The 16,816-nt window shown below is 41.0% G+C and carries 13 protein-coding genes; 7 read left to right on the forward strand and 6 right to left on the reverse strand.

All coding sequences use genetic code 11. From position 1 onward, the window contains the following. The 5 genes from thiC to truA form a co-directional block, all read right to left on the reverse strand. The coding region (gene thiC, locus QZT26_RS11285) for a phosphomethylpyrimidine synthase ThiC (protein ID WP_295102209.1) at nucleotides 1-1,219 on the reverse strand (1,219 nt) is incomplete at its 3' end. After that, nucleotides 1,188-1,970 carry a pseudouridine synthase gene (locus QZT26_RS11290; protein WP_295102211.1) on the reverse strand — a complete coding sequence of 261 codons (783 nt, stop codon included), beginning with the start codon at nucleotides 1,968-1,970 and terminating at the stop codon, nucleotides 1,188-1,190. The genes thiC and QZT26_RS11290, both read right to left, overlap by 32 nt. Nucleotides 1,971-2,100: 130 nt before the next feature. Next, on the reverse strand, nucleotides 2,101-3,816 hold the full coding sequence (gene recN / locus QZT26_RS11295) for a DNA repair protein RecN (RefSeq protein WP_164994674.1): 1,716 nt from the start codon (nucleotides 3,814-3,816) through the stop codon (nucleotides 2,101-2,103). A 54-nt stretch (nucleotides 3,817-3,870) separates the two neighbouring features. After that, nucleotides 3,871-4,197, reverse strand: a complete 327-nt coding sequence (gene metG / locus QZT26_RS11300) for a methionine--tRNA ligase subunit beta (RefSeq protein WP_099324290.1) — start codon at nucleotides 4,195-4,197, stop codon at nucleotides 3,871-3,873. Between the two features lie 141 nt (nucleotides 4,198-4,338). After that, nucleotides 4,339-5,073, reverse strand: coding sequence for a tRNA pseudouridine(38-40) synthase TruA (gene truA / locus QZT26_RS11305; protein ID WP_295102213.1), 735 nt, complete (start codon nucleotides 5,071-5,073; stop codon nucleotides 4,339-4,341). 379 nt (nucleotides 5,074-5,452) lie between these two features. Here truA and QZT26_RS11310 point away from each other — a divergent pair, with 379 nt between their 5' ends. From QZT26_RS11310 to QZT26_RS11325, 4 genes are all read left to right on the forward strand, one after another. Then, entirely contained in the window at nucleotides 5,453-5,836 is a 384-nt protein-coding gene (locus QZT26_RS11310) for a RidA family protein (protein WP_099324288.1), read from the forward strand. A gap of 109 nt (nucleotides 5,837-5,945) precedes the next feature. Then, entirely contained in the window at nucleotides 5,946-7,691 is a 1,746-nt protein-coding gene (locus QZT26_RS11315) for a dynamin family protein (protein ID WP_099324287.1), read from the forward strand. A 32-nt stretch (nucleotides 7,692-7,723) separates the two neighbouring features. Then, nucleotides 7,724-8,200, forward strand: coding sequence for a 2-C-methyl-D-erythritol 2,4-cyclodiphosphate synthase (ispF, locus tag QZT26_RS11320; RefSeq protein ID WP_164994675.1), 477 nt, complete (start codon nucleotides 7,724-7,726; stop codon nucleotides 8,198-8,200). 23 nt (nucleotides 8,201-8,223) lie between these two features. Next, on the forward strand, nucleotides 8,224-8,916 hold the full coding sequence (locus QZT26_RS11325) for a hypothetical protein (RefSeq protein WP_164994676.1): 693 nt from the start codon (nucleotides 8,224-8,226) through the stop codon (nucleotides 8,914-8,916). A gap of 280 nt (nucleotides 8,917-9,196) precedes the next feature. Here the strand turns inward: QZT26_RS11325 and serS are convergent, their stop codons facing one another. Continuing rightward, nucleotides 9,197-10,516: a serine--tRNA ligase gene (serS, locus tag QZT26_RS11330; RefSeq protein WP_164994677.1), complete on the reverse strand. Its 1,320-nt coding sequence runs from the start codon at nucleotides 10,514-10,516 to the stop codon at nucleotides 9,197-9,199. Nucleotides 10,517-11,304: 788 nt separating this feature from the next. On the opposite strand from serS, the gene QZT26_RS11335 reads away from it, so the two are divergent. From QZT26_RS11335 to glmS, 3 genes are all read left to right on the forward strand, one after another. After that, on the forward strand, nucleotides 11,305-14,136 hold the full coding sequence (locus tag QZT26_RS11335) for a nucleoside-diphosphate sugar epimerase/dehydratase (protein WP_205713379.1): 2,832 nt from the start codon (nucleotides 11,305-11,307) through the stop codon (nucleotides 14,134-14,136). A gap of 44 nt (nucleotides 14,137-14,180) precedes the next feature. Next, nucleotides 14,181-14,471, forward strand: a complete 291-nt coding sequence (locus QZT26_RS11340; protein WP_164994678.1) for a PqqD family protein — start codon at nucleotides 14,181-14,183, stop codon at nucleotides 14,469-14,471. A 204-nt stretch (nucleotides 14,472-14,675) separates the two neighbouring features. Then, nucleotides 14,676-16,502 carry a glutamine--fructose-6-phosphate transaminase (isomerizing) gene (glmS, locus tag QZT26_RS11345; RefSeq protein ID WP_164994679.1) on the forward strand — a complete coding sequence of 609 codons (1,827 nt, stop codon included), beginning with the start codon at nucleotides 14,676-14,678 and terminating at the stop codon, nucleotides 16,500-16,502. The last annotated feature ends 314 nt before the right edge of the window (nucleotides 16,503-16,816 follow it).

Consider the following 16,816-nt stretch of genomic DNA (forward strand, 5'->3'; position numbering starts at 1 on the left):
CTTCGTTTTTTGGTCTGCCTTTTTCCCGGATCTTTTTGGCTATGACAGGATCGATACAGGTATTAAACTGGCCTTCCCAATCTCTGTTTTTTCTATAGTGCGACATTTTTTTGTCCCACTCCCAGGCAGATTTAACCCCTTTTACCAGGTCTGCCGCATGGGCGGCTATCCGCGCAGCCATTACGCCGGTTCTGACGTCTTCCGGGCCGGGAAGGCTTAAATGTTCCGTCGGTGTTACATAACAGAGAAAATCAGCGCCTGCAGAAGCGGCTATAGCGCCTCCAATGGCGGAAGTAATGTGGTCGTAACCGGGAGCAATATCTGTGACAATGGGACCCAGCACGTAAAATGGCGCTCCCTTGCAAAGTTCTTTCTGTAATTGAACATGCGCCGTTATTTGATTCAGCGGCACATGGCCTGGTCCCTCAACGATTACCTGCACGTCTGCCTCCAATGTTCTTTGCGTAAGCTCGGCGAGTACGTTCAACTCATATACCTGCGCACGGTCAAAGGCGTCAGCCAATGCACCGGGCCTCAAGGCGTCCCCCAGGCTTATGGTTACGTCATATTCTTTTGCGATAGCCAATATTTCATCAAATTCTTCATAGAATGGATTTTCCTTTTTATTGTGTATCATCCATTCTACCAAAAAGGCTCCTCCTCTGCTTACGACGCCGCAAATACGTTTATCTTCGCGCAAATGTTTTAATACCCCCATTGTTGCGCCACAATGTACGGTTATAAAGTCAACGCCATCCTCGCAATGCAATTGTATGGCTTCGATCATATCCCGTGCGGTCATATCGTAAATCGCCTGCTTTCTTTTAATGGAATTTACAGCCGCCTCATATATTGGCACGCTGCCTATGGAAACAGAAGCAGATTCTATGATTGCTTTTCGAATGGTTCTTAATTCCCCGCCGGTGCTCAGGTCCATTACCGCATCGGCGCCCGCTTCTTCAGCGGCACGTAATTTTTCTAATTCTTTGTCGATGTCCGCATAGTCTGCCGAGGTGCCTATATTGGCATTTACCTTGGTTTTAAGGCCTGCGCCAATGCCGCATAATTTACGGGAATTCCGTTTATGGTTTACGGGGATGACGATCTTCCCTTCGGCAATACGCCCTCTTATATATTCAGGGTCGAGTCCCTCAATTCTTGCCACCTCAGCCATTTCTTTTGTTATATTATTTTTTCTTGCTTGCTGTAACTGTGTCATATCGTTGTTTTCCACTTTTTTTTTCAATAGGTTTTTTTTCCGTCATTGAGTAAAGACTTTTTATCTCCTGTTCAGTTAATTTCCTGTATTTGCCTACTTTTAAGTCCGGGTCGCATAAGGAGCCGATTTTTATTCTTCTCAGGGTTCTTACTTTGTGCCCGTGATCTGCGAGCATTCTTCGTATTTCTCTGTTTTTCCCTTCACAGAGGATCATTTCAAACCTGCTTTTTTTAAAACTGCGATGCATTTTTTTTATTCTGACGGGTTGTGTTTTACCAAAAGCCAGCCAAACCCCGGATTGTAATGCCGTAATAGTTTCATTTGATAAATATCCGTCAATCTCAATAAAATATGTTTTGTTCACCTCATATTTTGGATGAGACAGCTTATTGGAGAGTTCTCCGTCATTTGTGATGATAATCAGCCCTTCGCTTTGCTTGTCAAGCCTGCCAATGGTATAGAGTCTTTGTTTGACATTCTTTATTATATCAATTGCCCTTAGGCGGTTTAACTCATCGTAATTTGTGCACAAACAATCTTTTGGTTTATTTAACAGATAATAAATTTTAGATTCAGGTCTGATCGGCATCCCGTCACAATAAATCACGCTTTTCCCGGCGTCTACCGTAGCGCCTAAAGCAGTAACTCTTTCACCATCGACAGTTACCCTGCCCGCTAAAATAACATTTTCGCATTCACGGCGTGACCCAATGCCCGCACTTGCCAATACTTTTTGTAAACGTTCCTGCATTTCAGAATTTCTTATAAATGATGCCTTAAATAATTAATCATAGTACTGTATTTTTTTATGCGTTAATAGTACCGTATGAACCGGGGAATCAGAAGTCAGAAGTCAGAAGCCTGCCCGCAAACCACTGATATTAATTTCCTGCCTTATTTTTTTTCTTTGCATCGCGCAGCATTTCCCTTGCCTGTTTTCTGGTGATGTCCGTTTTCTCCGCTCCTCTTATCATATCGGCAATCTCTTCTATACGGTGTTCGCCGGCCATGTTTTCAATGGTGGAGTATGTTTTCCCCGTTTTTACAAATTTACTTACTTTCCAGTGTTCGTCAGCGTAACATGCAATTTGTGGGAGGTGCGTAATGCAGATTACCTGATGTGATTTGGCAATGCTGCTTAATTTTTCTCCAATTACTTCGCCCATCCTTCCCCCGATATTTGCGTCAATTTCGTCAAAAACCAGGACGGGTGTTTTATCGACCCTGGCAAGCTGGTGTTTTAATGCCAGCATCACCCTGGAAATTTCTCCGCCAGAGGCTATTTTTCTTAGCGGTTTTAAATTCTCGCCAGGATTTGGAGAAATAAGAAACTCTATGTTCGATATCCCGGAACTGTTTGTTTCTAAAATAGAGACCCCTTCGTTGTCATCCAGGAAGGGAGATTTGATTTCTACCTGAAACCTGCCGTGCGGAATACCTAGATCCCCCAATTCCTTGTCGATCAAAGGTGCAAGTTTTTCCGCCACAGAGATGCGTTTTTTGTTTAATTCGCAGCCCTTTTGTTTCAGCAATGCTGTTGTAGCCGTCAGCTCCTCATCCAGGCTCTCAATGCTTGACCCTTCCTCTGACAGTTGTTTTAGTTTTGCCTCTATTTCATTTCGGTATGATAAAACATCGTCTATCGTGTTCCCGTATTTTGCTGTTAGTTTTCTGATGGTATCCAGTCGTTCTTCCAGAGAAGAGAGTTTTTGTGGATCATAACTGAAGTTTTCCTTGTATTTCCCCAGGGAAAAGGCAATGTCTTCAATCTGGTAAAGCGATTGGTTGTATGATTCGGAGACCTTTACAAGGTCTTCGTCAAATTTTGCAACCGATTGTAATTCGCGGGCAATCGATTTTAGCGTACCATACATGGCATCTGATGTTTCATAGAGTTGGGAATAACATGATGAGACGGCATTGTATATCTTTTCGGCGTTGATGAGAAGGCATCTTTCTTTTTCAAGTGCCTCCTTTTCTCCAACCCCGAGTTGCGCCTTATCTATTTCGTCTGCCTGGAAGGCATATAATTCGGTTTTTTCTATTCTTTCGCGCTGGTTTTTTTTAAGTCCTTCAAGCAATGCGGTCTTTTCTTTTATCTGTTTATGTAGGGATGAAAACTTTTCCCGGAGAGGGGAGATGCAGCCAAAATCATCAAGGATCTGCAACTGGTTCATTCCCTGCAATAATGTTTCATGTTCATGCTGACCGTGTATGTTTATTAATGATTGTCCAATCTCTTTGAGTATGGACAATGTGATAGGCGCATTGTTTAATCGGCATTTGTTACGTCCGTTGGAATCGATGCTTCTTTGGAGGAGAAGTTCTTCATCAATGTTTGTGTTATCCAAAGTCTTCCTGAAATACTCCAGCAAAGAGTCGTCCTTCAGGTAAAATTTGCCAACCACCACTGCCTCATCTTTGCCGTTTCGCACAATGTCCTGCGTAAAACGACCGCCAAGAATAAAATGTAAAGCGCCAATTACAAGAGATTTCCCCACCCCTGTCGCCCCGCTGAATACATTTAATCTTTCACTGAGCGTAATGGTTGCTTTATCAATTAATACAAAATTGGAAATATATAATTCTTGCAGCACAGAACACTATACCATATTTCTGCAAAATAGGATTTTAGGATTTATTGTTGCGATTTATTGGATTCCTGAACCGGGTTGAACGTTTTTTTCTGTCGTTAAGATTGCTAATTTTTCTGCATCTTTTGCGGCAAGCAGCATACCCTGGCTTTCAACGCCCCGAATGACAGAGGGAGCAAGGTTGTTTACGATAACAATTTGTTTTCCGATAAGTTCTTCCGGGGTGTAATAGTTTTTTATTCCAGCAACAATCTGCCTTTCCTGGTTTCCATCGCCGGCGTCAATCTTTAATACTAACAATTTGTCCGCATTTGGGTGCGGCTCCGCATGTTTTATTACCGCAACCCGTAACTCTACCCGTAAAAAATCTTCAATTGATATCATCTGCAAGTCCTTTCAAAAATCTACATAACTATAGCCAATTTTAAAATTTATGTCAACGTAACATTTTACGAATTACGAATTACGATTTAAATCGTAATTCGCGTACTTCGTACCTCATTTATTCGGGTCAGACGCTACATATTAATATTTTACTTCTTTCATGCATAATCCTTTCGCAGGGGCCGTTGGGCCGGCGTCATCTCTGTTCCCGGTCTCTAAGAGTTTTCTTATAAGATAGACGTCCATTTTTCCACGTCCTATTTCCAGGAGTGTACCGACAATCGTTCTTACCATTTTGTATAAAAAGCCGTTTGCTTCAACTACAAAATAAATATATTTCCCCTCTTTCTGAATCTCCAGGTTCTTGATTGTCCGTATCCTGTCCTTATTATCCAAGGCCTTTGTGGTAAATGAAGTAAAATCATGGGTGCCGATAAGGTATTGCGCCGCTGTCATCATTTTAGAAAGATCTAATGGGAAGCCATACACATAACAAAAATTACGATTCAGGGAGGTTCTTAACCAGTCATTCAACACGGTGTACCGGTACACCTTAGACGTCGCGCTGTATCGTGCATGAAAACTTTCTTCCATGTCGGCAACATCTTTTATTGTAATATCTTGTGGCAAGTGAAAATTTATTGCCCGTAATAGCTGTTTTGCAGGAATGGCAGAATACGTTTTAAAATTGGCAACCTGGCCAAGGGCATGTACTCCGGCGTCAGTCCTGCCTGCACCATGTATTTCCACCTCTTCCCGGATAACGGCCCTTACTGCATGGGTAAGGGTCTCCTGTACCGAAATGGCGTTTTTTTGCCATTGCCAGCCCGCATAATTAGTACCTTCGTATTCAATAGTAAGGCGTACGTTACGCATGAATATTTAATTAAAAAACCTTAATTGTGAGATAAAAGGAAATAAACAATCACATTTGCAGAAAAAATACTTTTACCGGTGCATGATAAAAAGATATACTTATTAAAAATTTGGAAAAATCGTAATGAAATATACACGAGCCTTCTGCGCACAAAGTTTATGTAAGTTATAAGGTTGGGTTGAGGCACAAAACCTAACCTTACCGGGCTAAATTCAGCAGAAGACACAAACCGGGAAGGATTGAAGCAAAAAAGACGTGTGTAATCAATGAAAAAACCGTGTTGTTTGCAAATCTATTTGAATAAAAAGGGCTTCCCATCTCCCCGATTTTAACATCTTCGCAGAGTGTACATCTTTCATTAATTAAGAGAGTAAATAAATGAAAAAAATGGTAATCTCAACAAAGGCTGCGCCTGCGGCAATTGGTCCATATTCCCAGGCTATTAAGGCCGGCAATCTGGTATTTGTTTCCGGACAAATTCCTATAATACCCGAAACAGGTGAAACATTACATGGCGATGCTGCGGTACAAACACGACAGGTTTTAAATAATTTGAGAAATATATTGGATGCGGCAGGTGCTTCTTTGGATAAGGTGGTAAAGACGACTATTTTTATGAAGGATTTAAATGATTATGCGGCGGTGAATGACGTCTATAAGGAATTTTTTCAAAATGAACCGCCAGCCAGAGCTGCGGTGCAGGTGTCCAGGCTGCCGAAGGACGTTGCTATCGAGATCGAAGCCATTGCAACTGCCGGCTGAAAAGAAATTGACTTGCATTGCTAAAATTGATAACATCAACCTTCGCAACAATTAACGCAAAGGTATTCCTTAATAACCATTTTTCACTTTACAGTATTTGATCCAATCTATGTTAAACATCACATCAAAGACACAGCGAAGAGATATCTATCCGGAAATAGTAAATTTGCTGGATAATTCAAAAAAATTCTTCGAAAGAATTGGTATTACAGAGATGGAGAAACGAGTAGAGGAAATGCGTTCTCAATTGGAAGAACCTTTCTATTTGCTGGTTGCAGGAGAATATAATTCCGGCAAATCCAGTTTTATCAATGCCTTGTGTGGTGAACGTGTCTTAGTGGATGGCCCGACCCCCACCACTAACAGAATTACTTTGCTGACCTATGGGGATAAAGTGGAAGTAAAGGAGGTAGGAGACCATTTATGCCGGGCAACATACCCGATGGAGGTTTTGAAAGATATTACCCTGGTCGACACGCCGGGAACAAATTCAATTATTTTAGAACACTCCGCACTAACGGAAGGTTTTGTACACAGGGCTGAACTCGTACTCTTCATTACCTCTGCCGATCATCCTTTTACCGAAAGCGAACGGCAGTTTTTGCAATTCTTAAAGGGTAAATGGGGACGTAAGGTACTTTTTATACTGAATAAAATTGATTTAAAGACGCCGAAAGAGCTTATTGATATTATATCGTTTGTGGAAAAAAATTGTTACCGGCTGCTGGGTTTTGAACCAAAGGTTTTATCCGTTTCCGCAAAAGAGGCATACAAAGCACGAAGCGAAAATAATGAAGCGCTGCTGAAACAGAGCGGTATTGAAGAAGTTGAGGCGTTTATGTTTGAAAAACTTGACCTTGATACAAAAATAGATTTCAAACTCGTAAGCCCTTTAAAATATCTGTTTAATGTATTCACCGAACTACAACAAAGGCTTGGGGAAAAGGTGAATAAATGCAACACGGATATTAAAAATATTGAAAGATTTGAAACGCGCCTGAAAAACAAAAAACAGGATATGCAGGAGTACACGTTAAAATATAAAGATGAGATCAGGCTGGTATTCTCGCGATTAAAAGAAAAACTAGAAAATTTTTTAAACACTTATGTTACTGCCAGATCGGTTCTTATGTCAAAAATAGGAAGAGAAAAACTGAATGACCGATTTAAAAGAGAGGTGTATGGGCTTTTAAATCCGCAAACAGACCTCGACCGAATTATTGATGATGTAGTTGATTATGTGGCACGAAATAACCGTGCATTATGGGATATGGCCAGAGATCATGTTGAGAAGGAAGTTGGGTATGACCGCATGGCGGGGAATATAGTTAACGGGCATATTGAACGCCATTATGATGACCGCAAACATGAAATTGAAGTTGCATTAAAGACCCGTTCCAAAGAGTTTCGGGAATTGGATACGGAACGGGAATCTGAAAAACTTAATGGATTAGTGCAGGCAGGTTTTATCAGTTTTCTGCTCATCGAAACATTTGCTATAGGAATTGGCGTTGTGGGAATAATGATGTTTTCCTGGATCGCGCCTCCACCGGTAACGATAGGTATTTCTGTAGCACTGGCTTTTATAGGATTAGCTATTTTCCCTCAAAAGCGTAAAACCTTCAGAAATGAATTTTTAAGGCGGGCCGACGCTATATGTGAACGTTTTGTGGAGTTTATGAAGTTTGAGGTGAATAAGGCTATCGATCGTGTCATTGAAGATATAAGCAACAACATTTCATCTTATCGTGATCTCAGATGGACGGAAAGGGAAGAAACGACACGGCAAATTTCAGAAGTAAATGCATTGTTGGAAAGTGTTAAAAACCTTATGCGGAAGAGCGGTCTTAGCTAAACAAAAAGTAAGTTAATGGGGAACTATTTTGTATGCTCTTTGGGATTGGATATGATATTCATCGTCTGGTCGAAAACCGGAAGCTTATTTTAGGTGGGGTTTCGTTTGATTACCATCTCGGCTTACTGGGTCATTCCGATGCGGATGTGGTTATTCATGCTATCTGTGACGCATTGTTAGGGGCTGCAGCTCTTGGCGATATTGGAGAATACTTCCCCGATACCGACGAAAAATGGAAAGATGTTTCCAGTTCGGTTATTCTTTTAAAAGTTGTTGATCTTTTAAAAGAAGGCAATTTTAAAATCAATAATATAGACGTCATCATACTAGCGCAAAAACCAAAAATAGGCTTGAGAAAACAGGAAATGAGACAGTATATAGCACAATTGTTACATTTAAATACAAACAGGGTAAACATAAAGGCAACAACAATGGAAGGTGTAGATGCAATTGGCCGCGGGGAAGCGATCGCAGCACAAGCAATAGCGGGTTTACACGAAAATACTTAATAAAATAATAAGGTTACAGTACTATGGCAATTTGGAAAAGAAAGAAAAAAGAAACAGAAAAAAACACTGCCGGTTCTGAAATCCAAAGGGAAGGCATTGAAGAAGACATCCTTACCCAGACCGATCCTGTTGCGGGAAGCGCAACCCCAGAAGAAGTTGCGCTGAAGGAAACAGGCATTGAAGAACCATCTGAAGCAGAGGTTATGCAGAAAGAAGAAAACGCTGACCTTTCGGTAATGAAAAGTGAGGGTGTGGAAGAATCAGACTACACCCTTGCCGTTCCTGTTGCAGGAAGCACAACTTCAGAAGAAGTTACGCTGGAAGAAACAGGCATTGAAGACCTCCCCGAAATTCCATTTTTGCCCCGGGAAGATTTAAAAAACGGGGTTATTTTGCGTGATAAACAAATCTCCGGCAAGTTCGGAAAGGTATTTTGGGGATTAATCTCCATCTTTGTCCTGCCTCCTGCTTTAATGTTTGCGTTTGGAATCCTTATCATCGTATTTATGTTGATCTTCCCTATACTGGCGGTAATCCTTGTTACCTCTGTGCCTGTAATTTTTGTGACACTTTCTGTCCTGATAATTGCCTTTCCGGTAGTATTTCCTTTACTTGTATTGTTCTTGCTTATTACCGGCAAGGGCCGGTTATTGGTTGCTTCTGAGGGAAGATGGATTGGGATAGAAATGTTTGGAAAGAGCTATTCCTTGAAATAAAGTTATGAAGGGTTCTGGGTTCCGGGGCATAAACGCTAAGTTAAAATTACGGATTAATTTATCCGTGTAATAAAATCTCCATATTCGCGTTTATTAGCGGCTATTTACGGTTAATAAAGGAACCGCCAATGAACGCTAATAAACGCGAATAGATGCTAAAGAATAACGAATATTTTTTAGCCTATTGGACTCCGCGTAAAAAATATAAAAAACAACTTAGCGCTTATTAGGTTTGGAATTCACAGGTTTTCAACCGTGAACCTCACGAGGTTATACCGCGTTACGATTGATTTGCAATGATCCTGGTTTCTTTCATATAGGGCTGAAGGACGTCCGGAATCAGGATTGAACCGTCTTCCTGCTGATACGTTTCAAGGATTGCTATTACCGTCCTCGGCAACGCTAATCCGGAACCGTTCAAAGTATGTACATATTGTAGCTTGCCGTCTTCGTCACGAAAACGCAAGTTAATGCGCCGTGCCTGAAAGTCTTCAAAATTGCTGCAGGAAGAAACTTCTAGATATTTATCTACTCCTGGCGCCCAGACTTCAATATCATAACACTTAGCGGCAGCAAAGCTCATATCCCCCGTACACAATTTTACTACTCTGTATTCCAGTTCAAGCAATTGCAGTATCTTTTCCGCATTAGCGAGCAGTGTTTCCAATTCACCATACGAGGTTTCGGGCCGCACCAGTTTTACCAATTCCACCTTATTGAATTGATGCACCCGCATGATGCCCCGAGTGTCCTTTCCATAAGAACCTGCCTCCCTCCGAAAACAGGGAGTATACGCGGTATAATAAATGGGGAGGTTTTTATACAGAAGGATTTCGTCCCTGTGAATATTGGTTACGGGCACTTCCGCAGTTGGTACAAGAAAGAGATCTTCTGCAACGGCTTTTTTTTCAGACGCATGCGCGGTGTACATTTGTAATGTCCGATACATGTCGTCTTCCAGTTTCGGCAATTGCCCGGTGCCCGTCATGGACTTCCTGTTTACGAGAAAGGGGGGAAAGATTTCTGTATATCCGTGGTCACGGGTATGTATATCCAGCATAAAATTAAATAGCGCCCGCTCAAGTTTTGCGCCAGCACCCTTTAATAAAATAAAACCAGAACCGGTAATTTTAGCTGCCCTTTCAAGGTCGAGAATATCCAGCGTCCTTCCCAACTCCCAGTGCGGCTGGGGTGTAAAATGAAATGCTTTTCGCTCTCCCCAGTATCTCACTATTTCGTTGTCAGAGGCGTCTTTGCCAACAGGTACATCCGCTGCCGGTATGTTGGGGATTCCAAGCAACAGGTCGTTAAGTTGGGATTCCATATCCCGTAATTCCCCATCAATGGATTTTATATCATCGCCAATCTTTTTTGTTTCTTCAATGATAGCGGAAGCGTCTTGTCCGTTCTTTTTTAGTTCACTCACCGCCCTTGACTTTTCATTCCGCTGATTTTTCAACTGTTCGCAGATCTGAATCTTTTTCCTGCGTTGGGCGTCTATTTCTAAAATAGCATCAATGTTTACGGCAATTTCCTGTTTATTGGCAATTGCCTCTTTCACTGCGTTCACATTATTTCTTATGAAATGTATATCAAGCATATGTTTTGTCTCTCCTCTGGCGAATTGCTAAATTGAGAAGTGGATTATATGCCATCGCCTGGGAAAAATCCAAGGGTTTTCTGAGCGAATGTAATAGAAGGATACTTCCCGCATTAATTTTTGAAATACGGGAAGTGTCCCTCTATTTTTCGGTGTTCAAACTGATTTCGTTCTAATTCAAAATACCCTGCTACTTAATTATTGCATACGAGTAAATCTGCAGAAGCGCAGGCACACGCTATCCATTAACCCAAAAGAAGACACCCATTTGTATATACTCCAAATAGGGTATTTACAGAGTTATTATTTTTAATATGATATTGTGACATGGATTTTTCTTTAAGAAAGGTATGTTTATTCATCTTCCCAGAGACCTTTCCGTGTGTGGTCGCAGCAACGGCAGATGGTGATGCAGGCGAATGGGTAAGGTTCTTTGGTAACACCTTAATACGGCTCGTTCCCAAACCTTGTACTGAACATAGTGAAGTATCTGTTTGGGAATGCGTTTGTTAGAGAAACTCCGGTTTCTCGCCTGTTTGCTGATAGATAGGGAATAAAATCACAGGGTTAAGACAGTTTGTAATTTGTCAAGTCAGACCCTCACTGGAAACAAAGTTTCCAGTGCAATTGCGTTCCCAAACAGATACTTCACTATGTTCAGTACAAGGTTTGGGAACGAGTTACGCTCTGATTTCCGGTAGTTTAATAAATTACGCTGAATAGTTACAAAAAATCTGCTCAATCATAATAAAAAGAGTCTACTTAAAATTTAAAAAGGAAATCTCACATTGGCGACAGCAGGAAGAGCTATAAATAAATTATTCTATCCTACCTATTTTAAGCGTACGATGTTCTTTTGCGCGTGTGATGTGGTTATCATTGCATTTTCCCTTTTTGTATCCTTTCTTTTTCGCTTTGATTTTGAGGTGACCCCGCAATACAGATGGATGATTTTGAGGGCATTGCCCCTGTTTTTGCTTGTCAAAATAGGCATGCTTGCTCTTTTTAAAATATATAAAATCACATGGCAATATGTAAGTATCCCCGATTTCATCTATATTATATTATCACAGTTTGTAGCATTAACTGTTCTTGGGGCGATAATCTGGAATCCATATATATCAAATAACATCATAAATATTTCCGGCTTTTATTCTTTATTTCCCGTTCAGGGTTTTCCGCGGAGTATCATTTTTATTGACTACCTGATTTCTCTCACATTATTTTGCGGATTAAGGATTTCAAAAAGGGTATTTTTGAAATACATTTACGGAAGAATCAACGCAAAGCATGGGAAGAGAACCATTATCATCGGTGCCGGGAACACAGGAAGCATGGTCCTCAGGGATCTGAAAGAAGGGGGTTATAAAGATTATTGCCCCGTTGGATTGCTTGATGACGATGTTGGCAAAGTGGGAAAAAGCATACACGGTATTCCGGTGTTTGGCAAAACTGACATATTGGAAGATATTATAAAAGAAAAGAGGATCAAGGCAATGGTTGTTGCCATTCCATCATTAAACTACAAATCATTGAGGAAATTATACAATATCGCAAACAGGTATGGCGTGGAGATAAAGATTATTCCACGCATATACGATAACTGTGAACCTGCAATAAATATTCACAATCTTGAAAATATCAGTATTGAAGATCTTTTAGGCAGGCAGGCGGTAGAGATTGACCATAAAGGGATAGAGCGGTTTATACATAACAAGGTTGTTCTTATTACCGGCGCCGGCGGCTCTATCGGTTCTGAAATAGCTGTGCAGGTTTGTTCCTTTCATCCCGAAAAAGTAATACTTTTCGATACAGATGAAACAGAATTACATTCTTTGAAACTTCATTTGGAAAAACGATTTCCGCATCTGCTTCATAACCAGCGCGTCAATTCGCAAATGCTGCAAAAAGTATTATTTATTACCGGCGATATAAGGGACGAAGAGTCCGTTACCAGTGTTTTTAAACATATGAAACCGCAGATTGTCTTCCATGCCGCTGCTTACAAACATGTGCCCATGATGGAATATAACTCCAAAGAAGCGGTCAAAGTGAATATGTTTGGGACGTACAAAGTAGCAAAGGTGTCGATGGAGAATAAGGTGGAAAAGTTTGTTTTAATCTCTACGGATAAAGCGGTTAGGCCGACTAGTATTATGGGTGCGACAAAGAGGATGGCGGAACATATTTGCAGGGCGTTTGAAGGGATGTCAAACACAGAGTTTTTATCGGTAAGATTTGGAAATGTCTTAGGCAGCCGCGGGAGTGTTTTACCGTTGTTTTTACAGCAGCTAAAGGAGGAAGGTCCCCTTACTGTGACCCATAAAGATGTCGAAAGATATTTCATGACGATTCCGGAGGCGGTGTCACTGGTTCTTCAGGCGGCAATTTTAGGGAAAGGCGGCGATATCCTTGTTCTGGACATGGGAGAACCTGTAAAGCTTTTGGCGTTAGCGGAAGACTTAATAAAGATCCATGGCTTGAAACCCTATCAGGACATAGACATAAAGATTACCGGTTTGAGGCCTGGTGAAAAGCTTTACGAAGAAATACTTACCGCAGAAGAAGACACAACCGCAAGCAGGCATGAGAAGGTATTTTTCGCGAAGAATAGCGGGATGTTCTCTTTGCACGAAATAAATAAAATACTCAGTGAGTTTGAAACACTCCTGAAGAATCTTTCCGCAATGGACCATTATGAAAAAGTCAGGGACATGCTGAAAAAATATGTATTGCCTCTTGAACGGCGTGGATACCAAAGGCCTGTCGGGAATAATGGCGGATTAACGTTGAACATTGGGAAAATGTGTTTAACCTTTTCATTTTTGAATAAAGAACTCGAGGAAGAAGCGCAAAAATATTTCCATTTCTCTGAAATGAATGGCCAAAATGACTGCCGGTTTATATTCGGATATCAGGAGAGCAACAGATTGTATAATGATGGGGAAGAAATAAATTATAAGCAGGAAAAATATTATTGTATAAATTCCTCTGAAGCGGAAAAAAGGGTATTTATCCCCACTGCCGGGAAGCTATCTGTTGTGGAGTATATGTGTCGCTGTATTTATGAGGGATTTTTTAAGAAAGGCATACACAACGGAAAGGGTGCAAATGATTTTTTTATCCCTGCGGCAGGCGTAGTGACGGATGGAAGAGGATTTCTTCTTGTAGAGAAATCCGGCGATAGTAAAACGATTCTATCAAGCCTGTTTACTCACGAGGCGGAAATCCTTTCGGATGAATTAATCGTAGTTACGGAAGAAAAAGGCTCATATTACATTTCTCAGTTTCCCGTGAAAACAGAGATTACAAAACAAAATAGTAAGATTGCACCGTTAGAGGCAGTTATTTTATTAGGTACGGATGCAAATAATTCATTTAAAAAATTAAGCGGCAAGGAGGTTGCAGTTGCCCTTATGAACAATATCTATCCATGTGATTTAAAAGATATTGATAATAAAAACCTTTTCCCGGAAAAATTAAGAATAATAAGCAGTATAGTGGATTGTACTGCGGTGTATGAAATTAAGTATAGGAATATTAAATACGCCCGGAACAAAATCTTTCAATTGGAATATGCCGGCACAATGGATACCACGCAATATTCACAAATGAGGTAATCCTTTAGAATGGTTTGTTGATAATAAGGCTTATGGTGGAACACATGCGCATCATTTTGGACAATAAAAATAAGGTTCCTTACCGAAACGAAAATAAGTGCTTTTGGAGGAAGGTAGGTGGTGATACTGTCCTTTTTTCTGAGGATGGCCAATGGCTTCATCAACTGAATGATGTAGGATCTGAAATATGGAATATGTGTAATGGCGTATTTACGGTTAGAGAAATAGCGGAAAAACTATGTAATGAGTATCAGGTGGATGCAAATGCCGCGTGTTTTGATGTGTTATGTTTTTTGGAAGACCTTTCTGTTAAAAACTTAATTGTTTATAAATAAGTTTTGCCTTAATAAGTACTAACATGGACACAACAAAAAAAACAAAAAAAGTATACAAAAAACCTGTAGTAAAATCTGAATGTGCGAATTTGAAATGCAATGTTGATATATTTCAACTATTGCCGGTTCCACAAAAAACAGTTCCGGCAAGTAAGAGTCTTTAATAGATAGAAAATAGTTATTAAGCGAAAGGAATAACCATATATGTGTGGAATTGTAGGATATATTGGAAACAAAGAAGCCGGAAAAGTGCTTTTGGATGGCATTAAACGACTCGAATATCGTGGATACGATTCTTCCGGTATCGCATGTATTGAAAACGGCACATTGCGATACGAGAAGGCCATTGGAGAGGTTGTCGAGCTTGAGCATAAACTGAATGCGAATCCTATCATTGCAAATATGGGTATTGTCCATACCAGATGGGCAACCCATGGCGCACCTACGGTTGAAAACGCGCACCCACACATGGATTGCCGCTGTGAAATTGCTGTTGTGCACAATGGCATTATTGAAAATTACGACTATTTAACCTCTTATTTAGAACAAAGAGGGCACATATTTAAAAGTCAGACAGATACAGAAGTGCTGGCGCATTTAATTGAAGAAAATCTAAACGACAACCTGGAAGAAGCCGTAATGAGCGCCGTCAAGATGATTGAGGGAACGTACGGCATTGCCGTTATATCCACGAAAGATCCAGGGAAAATAGTGGCTGCGAGAAAAGGCTCTCCACTGATTATTGGAATCGGCGATAATGAATATTTCATCACGTCGGACGTCTCGGCTACGCTGGAGCATACGAGAAATGTAATCTATCTGGACGATCTTGAGGTTGCGATTATCACCCCTGATAACTACGAGACAAAGACCATTGAAAACATCACGTCGTTGAAAAAGATCGAAGAAGTGCTCTGGAACATGGATATGATTGAAAAATCCGGTTTCCAACACTTTATGCTGAAGGAGATTCACGAACAACCGCAGGCGCTTCAAAATCTTATGAGGGGTAGGGTAGATGGTGGCAAAGCCCCTATAAAACTGGGCGGACTTTCCCATTGTGAAAAAGACCTTCTTGACGTTAAACGCATTGTGGTCATTGCCTGCGGCACATCATGGCATGCAGGTCTGGTAGGAGAATACATGCTGGAAGAGCTTGCAAGAATACCGGTTGAAGTGGAATATGCCTCTGAATTCAGATATCGCAATCCTGTAATCGAAAAAGATACACTGGTAATGGCAATAAGCCAGTCGGGAGAAACTGCCGATACCCTGGCGGCTATGAGGGAGGCTAAAAACAAAGGTGCAAAAGTACTTGCTATCTGTAATGTCGTCGGGAGCAGCATTGCCAGAGAGGCCGATGCCGGCATATATCTACACATAGGCCCTGAAATCGGAGTTGCCTCTACAAAGGCATTTACTGCTCAGGTTGCCGCCTTCTATCTGTTTGCCCTCCATATACTATTGTTAAGGCACAAGACGGACCCAAAAGTTTCAGAAATGATAACCGCGATTAATTCCATGCCAGGCAAGATTCAAAAGATCCTTGACAGGGAAGAGGAAATCCGTGAGATGGCGGATGTCTATAAAGATAAAAATCATGCGTTGTATCTGGGGCGTGGGTTCAACTATCCCGTAGCGCTTGAAGGCGCTTTAAAGCTGAAGGAGATATCATATATTCACGCGCAGGGATATCCGGCAGCGGAGATGAAACACGGGCCTATTGCGTTAATAGACGAAAACATGCCGGTAATAGTTATTGCTACAAAGGACGCCACATATGGGAAAATACTCAACAATATCGAAGAGGTAAAATCAAGAAAAGGGAAGGTCATTGCTATCGCGACAGAAGGCGACGAGCAGATCAGGGGAAAAGTAGACCACGTAGTGTATATACCGGATACGCCGGCAGTACTAACCCCTTTGCTTTCTGTCATTCCCCTTCAATTATTGGCATACCACATGGCAGTGATGCGAGGGTGTAATGTGGATAAACCAAGAAACCTGGCAAAGAGCGTAACGGTTGAATAATATAAGCTGGCATAGCCAGAACCAAACAAACAAGCAAGAAAACAGTCCTCAGTCCTCAGTCCTCAATCTGCAATTTGCCGACTGCCGACTGCCGATTGTAGATTGTAGATTGCCGACTGGACAATTAAATATTTTGCCCAAAAAAAGCAAAGAAATTGTAACACTTTAGTTTTTTGAAAAAACAAAAATGCTCGTTCCCAAACCTTGTACTGAACATAGTGAAGTATCTGTTTGGGAATGCATTTGTTTGAGAAACTCCGGTTTCTCGCCTGTTTGCTGATAGATAGGGAATGAAATCACAGGGTTAAGACAGT

The organism is uncultured Candidatus Kuenenia sp. (assembly GCF_900696675.1).
Taxonomy (GTDB): Bacteria; Planctomycetota; Brocadiia; order Brocadiales; family Brocadiaceae; genus Kuenenia; species Kuenenia stuttgartiensis_A.

Excerpts from the sequence above, each read along its gene's own strand:
- QZT26_RS11340 (WP_164994678.1), top strand. The coding sequence starts at position 14,181 with ATGCGCATCATTTTGGACAATAAAAATAAGGTTCCTTACCGAAACGAA.
- QZT26_RS11290 (WP_295102211.1), bottom strand. The coding sequence starts at position 1,970 with ATGCAGGAACGTTTACAAAAAGTATTGGCAAGTGCGGGCATTGGGTCA.
- QZT26_RS11325 (WP_164994676.1), top strand. The coding sequence starts at position 8,224 with ATGGCAATTTGGAAAAGAAAGAAAAAAGAAACAGAAAAAAACACTGCC.
- glmS (WP_164994679.1), top strand. The coding sequence starts at position 14,676 with ATGTGTGGAATTGTAGGATATATTGGAAACAAAGAAGCCGGAAAAGTG.
- ispF (WP_164994675.1), top strand. The coding sequence starts at position 7,724 with ATGCTCTTTGGGATTGGATATGATATTCATCGTCTGGTCGAAAACCGG.
- QZT26_RS11310 (WP_099324288.1), top strand. The coding sequence starts at position 5,453 with ATGAAAAAAATGGTAATCTCAACAAAGGCTGCGCCTGCGGCAATTGGT.
- metG (WP_099324290.1), bottom strand. The coding sequence starts at position 4,197 with ATGATATCAATTGAAGATTTTTTACGGGTAGAGTTACGGGTTGCGGTA.
- serS (WP_164994677.1), bottom strand. The coding sequence starts at position 10,516 with ATGCTTGATATACATTTCATAAGAAATAATGTGAACGCAGTGAAAGAG.
- truA (WP_295102213.1), bottom strand. The coding sequence starts at position 5,073 with ATGCGTAACGTACGCCTTACTATTGAATACGAAGGTACTAATTATGCG.
- QZT26_RS11315 (WP_099324287.1), top strand. The coding sequence starts at position 5,946 with ATGTTAAACATCACATCAAAGACACAGCGAAGAGATATCTATCCGGAA.